Source organism: Micromonospora sp. NPDC049799, from assembly GCF_040656655.1.
Taxonomy (GTDB): Bacteria; Actinomycetota; Actinomycetes; order Mycobacteriales; family Micromonosporaceae; genus Micromonospora.
Genome location: NZ_JBFAMU010000284.1, coordinates 1 through 6291, shown reverse-complemented (window position 1 = coordinate 6291; position 6291 = coordinate 1). Strand labels below are relative to the sequence as shown.

General features: G+C 73.5%; 6 protein-coding genes. 3 read left to right on the top strand and 3 right to left on the bottom strand.

Annotation, left to right across the window (positions count from 1 at the left end):
* The coding region (locus tag AB0I76_RS19935) for an ATP-dependent helicase C-terminal domain-containing protein (RefSeq protein ID WP_357037385.1) at positions 1–378 on the top strand (378 nt) is incomplete at its 5' end.
* A 10-nt stretch (positions 379–388) separates the two neighbouring features.
* On the opposite strand, the gene AB0I76_RS19930 is transcribed toward AB0I76_RS19935, so the two are convergent.
* A complete protein-coding gene (locus AB0I76_RS19930; RefSeq protein WP_357037382.1) occupies positions 389–1114 on the bottom strand; it encodes a protein phosphatase 2C domain-containing protein in 726 nt (241 codons plus the stop codon).
* Between the two features lie 230 nt (positions 1115–1344).
* Between AB0I76_RS19930 and AB0I76_RS19925 the strand changes: the two genes are divergently transcribed.
* Complete coding sequence (locus AB0I76_RS19925; RefSeq protein ID WP_357037380.1) at positions 1345–3948, top strand: glycoside hydrolase family 9 protein; 2604 nt, start codon at positions 1345–1347, stop codon at positions 3946–3948.
* A gap of 241 nt (positions 3949–4189) precedes the next feature.
* Here AB0I76_RS19925 and AB0I76_RS19920 read toward each other — a convergent pair whose 3' ends face one another.
* Positions 4190–4495, bottom strand: coding sequence for a hypothetical protein (locus tag AB0I76_RS19920; RefSeq protein WP_357037377.1), 306 nt, complete (start codon positions 4493–4495; stop codon positions 4190–4192).
* Positions 4496–5088: 593 nt separating this feature from the next.
* On the bottom strand, positions 5089–5574 hold the full coding sequence (locus tag AB0I76_RS19915; RefSeq protein ID WP_357037374.1) for a GNAT family N-acetyltransferase: 486 nt from the start codon (positions 5572–5574) through the stop codon (positions 5089–5091).
* A gap of 103 nt (positions 5575–5677) precedes the next feature.
* Here AB0I76_RS19915 and AB0I76_RS19910 point away from each other — a divergent pair.
* The coding region (locus AB0I76_RS19910) for an MFS transporter (protein WP_357037371.1) at positions 5678–6291 on the top strand (614 nt) is incomplete at its 3' end.

The window sequence follows — 6291 nt, the reverse complement described above, 5'->3', positions numbered from 1 at the left end:
GCCCTGCGCCGGCTGCTGCCCTGGTCGGCGGCGGCCCGCCTGGACGAGCTGGCGCCCGAGCGGATCACCGTGCCCAGCGGGTCCCGGGTCCGGGTCGACTACGCCGATCCGGACGCGCCGGTGCTCGCGGTGAAGCTCCAGGAGACCTTCGGCTGGCGGGAGGCGCCCCGGGTGGGCGACGGCCGCGTACCGGTGCTGCTGCACCTGCTCTCCCCCGCCGGCCGGCCGGTCGCGGTGACCGCCGACCTGGCGTCGTTCTGGCGCACCGGCTATCCGCAGGTGCGCGCCGAGCTGCGCGGACGCTACCCCCGCCACCCCTGGCCGGAGGACCCGACGGACGCGGTGCCGACCCGGCACGCGACGCCGCGACGCCGCTGAGGAACGTGGGTCACTCCTCGACGACGTCGGCGATCACGGCGGTGATGTTGTCCGGGCCGCCGGCCCGCAGCGCCAGGTCGATGAGCTTGCGGACGCACTCGCCGGCCTGCGGGTGGGCGGCGAGCACCTCGGTGAGGGTGTCCGGGCGGACGACGTTGGACAGGCCGTCGCTGCACAGCAGCCACCGGTCGCCGGCCCGGGGCACCATCGTGGCGTAGGACGGGTTGACGTCGTCGCCCTGCAACGCCTGGGTCACCACGGCCCGCCGGGGATGGCTGCTCGCCTGGTCGGCGGTGATGACCCCTTGGTCGACGAGCATCTGCACGAACGTGTCGTCGCGGGTGACCTGCTTCAGCACCCCCTCCCGGTACAGGTAGGCGCGGGAGTCGCCGACATGGGCCAGAGCCAGGCAGGTGCCCGTGCGGGCGAAGAGCAGGGCGGTCAGGGTGGTGCCCATGCCCTGCCGCTCGGGGTCCTCGGCGACCGCCTGGCGGATGCGCGCGCCGGCCTGCTGGATGGCGCTCTGCAGCGCGGCGACGAGAGCGTCCTCCGGGGTCTCCACGTCCAGCGGAGCGACCGTGTCGATCGCGATGGCGCTGGCCAGGTCTCCGGCCGCCATCCCGCCCATGCCGTCGGCGACGGCGACGAGCCAGGTTCCGGCGTGCAGGGCGTCCTGGTTGCCACTGCGGATCAGCCCACGGTCGCTCGTTCCCACGGAACGCAGCTTCAGGGTCATGGGAGGCAGCCTGCCAGGCGGAGGGTCGAGTTGTCTCTAGGAGATCACGACCGAGCCCGCCGGGCGCGGCGAATCTCACTGTGGACCGACCACGATTTCATCAGACCTGGTCGATTGACAGGGGCTCCGGGCACTGGGAACATCGGGGCGACACCTGGGAGCGCTCCCAGGTATCGGTCCCCACCAGCAAAGCCACCACCAGCGCCTCACCCGTCCCGGAAGGACTACCCGTGACGTCATCCCGACGCCGCCTCGCGGTGCTCGCCGCGGCGACCGCCGTCGCTCTGACCGGCGCCAGCGCCGGCTCGGCGTACGCCGAGCCACCCCCCGACGCCCCCGAGCAGATCGACAACGGCGACTTCAGCGAAGGGGTCGCCCCCTGGTTCTCGTACGGCACCGGCCCGCTCGCGGTCACCGACGGCCGGCTCTGCACCACCGTCCCCGGCGGCCTGGCCAACCCGTGGGACGCCGGGATCGGGCAGGACGGCGTGCCGCTGGTCGCCGGCGCCGAGTACACCCTCGGCTTCGACGTCTCCGCCACCCCCGGCTCGGCCGTCAAGGCCGTCCTGCAACTCGGCAGCGCCCCCTACACGACGTACGCCAGCGTCGACGCGACCGCCACCGGCACCGCCCAGCGGTTCGAGCAGACCTTCACCGTGCCGGCCGACAACCCCAGCGCCCAGCTGATCTTCCAGGTCGGTGGGAACGCCGCCGAGCAGACCCTCTGCCTGGACGACGTGTCCCTGCGCGGCGGCGACCCGCCCGAGCCGTACGTGCCGGACACCGGGCCCCGCGTGCGGGTCAACCAGGTCGGCTACCTGCCCGGCGGGCCGAAGAACGCCACCGTCGTCACCGAGGCGACCGAGGCGCTGCCCTGGCAGCTCCGCTCCGCCTCCGGCGACGTGGTGGCCAGCGGCACCAGCACCCCGCGCGGCGAGGACGAGGCCTCCGGCCAGACCGTGCACTCCATCGACTTCTCGTCGTACCGGACCCCGGGCGCGGGGCTGACCCTGGTCGCCGACGGCGAGACCAGCCACCCATTCGACATCTCCGGCACCCTCTACGACCAGCTCCGGTCCGACGCCCTGCAGTTCTTCTACGCCCAGCGCAGCGGCATCGCCATCGACGGGGACCTGATCGGCGACGAGTACGCCCGCCCCGCCGGCCACCTCGGCGTGGCCCCCAACCAGGGCGACACGTCGGTGCCCTGCCAGCCCGGCGTCTGCGACTACTCGCTGGACGTGCGCGGCGGCTGGTACGACGCCGGCGACCACGGCAAGTACGTCGTCAACGGCGGCATCGCCACCTACCAACTGCTGAACACGTTCGAGCGCACCAAGACGGCGGCCACCGCGGACAGCGGCGCGGCGCTGGGCGACAACACCCTGCGGGTGCCCGAGCGCGGCAACGGCGTGCCGGACATCCTCGACGAGGCACGCTGGGAGCTGGAGTTCCTGCTGCGCATGCAGGTACCGACCGGCAAGCCGCTCGCCGGGATGGCCCACCACAAGATCCACGACCGGCAGTGGACCGGACTGCCGCTGCAACCCCAGGACGACCCGCAGCCGCGCGAGCTGCACCCGCCGTCCACCGCGGCCACCCTCAACCTGGCCGCCGTCGCCGCGCAGTGCGCACGGCTCTTCGCCCCCTACGACGCGGCCTTCGCGGGCCGCTGCGCCACCGCGGCGAAGACGGCCTACGCCGCGGCCAAGGCCAACCCGCAGCGGTACGCCAGCCCGACCGACAGCACCGGCGGCGGCGCGTACGACGACACGACCGTGACCGACGAGTTCTACTGGGCGGCGGTCGAGCTGTACCTGACCACCGGTTCCCGGGCCTACCTCACGGACCTCAGCGCGTCTCCGCACCACACCGGTGACGTGTTCGACCCGCGTGGCTTCGGCTGGCAGGGCGTCGCGGCGCTGGGCCGCCTCGACCTGGCCACCGTGCCGAACGGGCTGCCGGCCGCCGAACTGGCCCGCATCCGGGCCTCGGTCACCGCCGCCGCCGACGACTACCTGGCCGAGCTGGCCGGGCAGGCGTACGGGCTGCCGATGCCCGGTGACGCCGGCAGCTACTTCTGGGGCGGCAACAGCAACGTCATCAACAACGCGGTCGTGCTGGCCACCGCGTTCGACCTGACCGCCGACCCGAGGTACCGGGACGGGGCGGTGCAGGCGATGGACTACATCCTCGGCCGCAACGCCCTCAACATCTCGTACGTCACCGGGTGGGGCGAGCACGCGGCGGAGAACCAGCACAGCCGGATCTTCGCCCACCAGCTCGACCCGGCCCTGCCGAAGCCGCCCGCCGGCTCCCTCGCCGGTGGCCCGAACGCCGCCCTCCAGGACCCGTTCGCGCAGCAGTTGCTGGCCGGTTGCGAGCCGATGTTCTGCTACGTCGACGACATCAACTCGTACGCCACCAACGAGGTCGCGATCAACTGGAACTCGGCGCTGACCTGGATCGCGTCGTTCCTGGCCGACCAGGGCGACTCCGGCGCGGTACCGGCGCCGACCTGCGCGGTGACGTACACCAACCACGGCAGTTGGCCGGGCGGCTTCACCAGCCAGGTGAGCATCCGCAACACCGGCACCGCCGCCGTCTCCGGTTGGACGGCCCGGTTCGCCTTCACCGGCGACCAGAAGGTGACCAAGGCCTGGTCGGCGACGGTGACCCAGTCCGGCGCGACGGTGTCGGCGAAGAACCTGTCCTGGAACGCCACGATCGCACCCGGTGCCACGGTGACCTTCGGCTTCAACGGGACCACGGCCAGCGGGGCCAACCCCGTGCCGGGCCTGGTCACCCTGAACGGCGGCGCCTGCGCGTCCTGATCCCGCTCCCGCGGCCCATGATCGCGCTGGAACCCGGAAGTAGTGGCCTCGCGCACGCGGCGAGGCCACTACTTCCCCGATCGAGCACGATCATGGTGATCTGGGAGGAGCGGCCTCCCGGGCGCGGGAACACGGGAGGCCGCTCGTCCGTCCGGTGGTGCTCGCGTCACCACCGTCGTGCGGAATCAAGCGTGCGTGCGGCGGGTGGCCTTCCAGCTCCCGGAGGCCACCCGGACCGCGCTCAGCCGCACCAGGCGAACAGCCCCGGGTTGGTGGTGTGCAGCTTGACCACTGTGCCCAGGGACAGGTACGAACCGGCCGGCAGCTCGGCGAAGATCGGACCGTTCACCGGGTCGGCCAGGGTGGAGTAGTCCACCTCGCGCTGCGCGGCGGCCTCCAGCAGGCCGAGGCTCTTCAGCGTGCCCAGACCGGCCTGCACGCAGGCCGCGCCCTCGTTGCGCGGGGCGGCCGACGCCGGACCGGCGACCGCCAGGCTGGCCACGAGTGCGGCAGCGGCCACGCCGCCCACCGTCATCGTCTTCCTCATCGTTGTCCCTCTCCTCGGTGACTCGGGTGTTCCTGGAGAGGGGTTCGCCGCGCACACCGCTGCCGGATGCACCAGGGCGCAACTTCGTCCGATATGTTTCGCCCCGAGTCCGCGCCACCACTCGGGTCTCGGGTCCCAGCCCCAAGGGCGAGCCCAGGCAAGAAATCGGCCGTCCAGCCCGCGGGCGGGCGTCGCCGTAAAGCTGGCCGAGCTGGCCCGCCGCCCGGCCGTTCGGGCCGACAACGTCGGGGAAGTTGTCCCCTCCCCTGCACCGGAGCCAGCATCTTCCTCGAAGTTGTCGCCGTGAGCAGGCAACCACTCGTCGGTCACCGCACCCTGGCACCGTGCTCCTACCATCGCCGGCGTGGACGAGCGGGTATGGATCCCCATCGTGGCCGTGGCGGTGATGCCGGCGGTGATTCTCGCCGGCACGGTGCGGGCGGTGCGCCGGCACCGCCGGGCCGGGGCCGGGGGGCCGGATGTGTCGCGCTGCGCGCCGCCCGCCGCGCCATCCGGCAGAGCCGGCAGGACCAGCGCCGCCGCCGGCACACCAGGATCAGGGGCAGGGGGTACGGCGGCGATGACAGCCAGGGCTACAACGCCGGTGTGTCCAGCGAATCCGGCGGGATGCCCTGACCGGCCCACGCCCGGTCGGCGGTCAGCGCCTTGACGAACACCTGCTCGCTCTTCACCCGACGGTAGCCGCGTCTGGCGTAGAAGCGGTGCGCCGCGGCCCGCTCGCTGCCGGAGAGCACCTGAGCACTGCCCAGGCCCCGGTCCAGCGCCCAGCGTTCGGCGGCATCCACCAGAACGCCACCGACCCCGCGCCCTCGCCAGTCGCGGGAGACGGCGAGGCCGACGATCTCCAGCCGCTCGCCGTGCACCAGGCTCAGGCCGTGGCGGGCCTGCAGCCAGCCGGTGAGGCGCTCCCCGTCGGTGGCGACCAGGACGACGTGTCCGGCCGGCAGGCCGGCGATCCGATCGCGTACGTCGTCGGTTTCCGTCGCGTAGCCCAGCTCGCCGATCAGTCCGGTGACGGCCGGTGCGTCCTCCGGTCGTGCCCTCCGTACCAGCGTCATCCGGTCCTCCACTGTGATCGGCGTCGCCCCCGTCGGGCACCCTACGCCCGGCCCGCCGCTCCTAGGGTCGATAGGTGTCCACCGCCGTCGATCCCGCACCGGAGTGAGCCGCTGGTCGGCGGTGTCGCCGATTCCGCCGCCCGGCCGGCTGCGCACCCTCGCCCTGGCCACTCTGGCCAACACGGTCGGCTCCGGGCTGTGGGTCGCCGGGTCGGCGCTCTACCTCACCCGGGTCGTCGGGCTGAGCCCGGCGCGGGTGGGGGTGGCGCTCACCGTCGCCGGCCTGGTCGGGCTCACCGCCAGCGTGCCGCTGGGCCGCCTGGCCGACCGGCGCGACCCACGCACCGTGCGGGCCGTCGTGCAGGTCCTGCAGGCCGGGGTCGCCGCGTCGTACCTGCTGGTGGACTCGTTCACCCTCCTCGTCGCGGTGGCGGTGGCGGACGCGCTGCTGGTGTCGGGCAACCTGGCCGTACGGGCCGCGCTGATCGCCGCCGTCGCCGGACCGGAGGGGCGGGTGCAGGCCTTCGCCACCCTGCGGGCGGTCGCGAACCTGGGCATCGCGGTCGGCGCCGGCCTCGCCGGGATCGCGCTGGCGGCGGACACGCCCTGGGCGTACCGGCTGCTGGTCGCCGGGAACGCCGCGACCTATCTGGTGTCGGCGGCGCTGATCCTGCGGCTGCCCGCGTACCCGCCGGGGCGCCCGGCCGGCGACGCACC

Coding starts and splice junctions, on each gene's coding strand:
- AB0I76_RS19930 (WP_357037382.1), bottom strand. CDS start 1,114: ATGACCCTGAAGCTGCGTTCCGTGGGAACGAGCGACCGTGGGCTGATC.
- AB0I76_RS19920 (WP_357037377.1), bottom strand. CDS start 4,495: ATGAGGAAGACGATGACGGTGGGCGGCGTGGCCGCTGCCGCACTCGTG.
- AB0I76_RS19915 (WP_357037374.1), bottom strand. CDS start 5,574: ATGACGCTGGTACGGAGGGCACGACCGGAGGACGCACCGGCCGTCACC.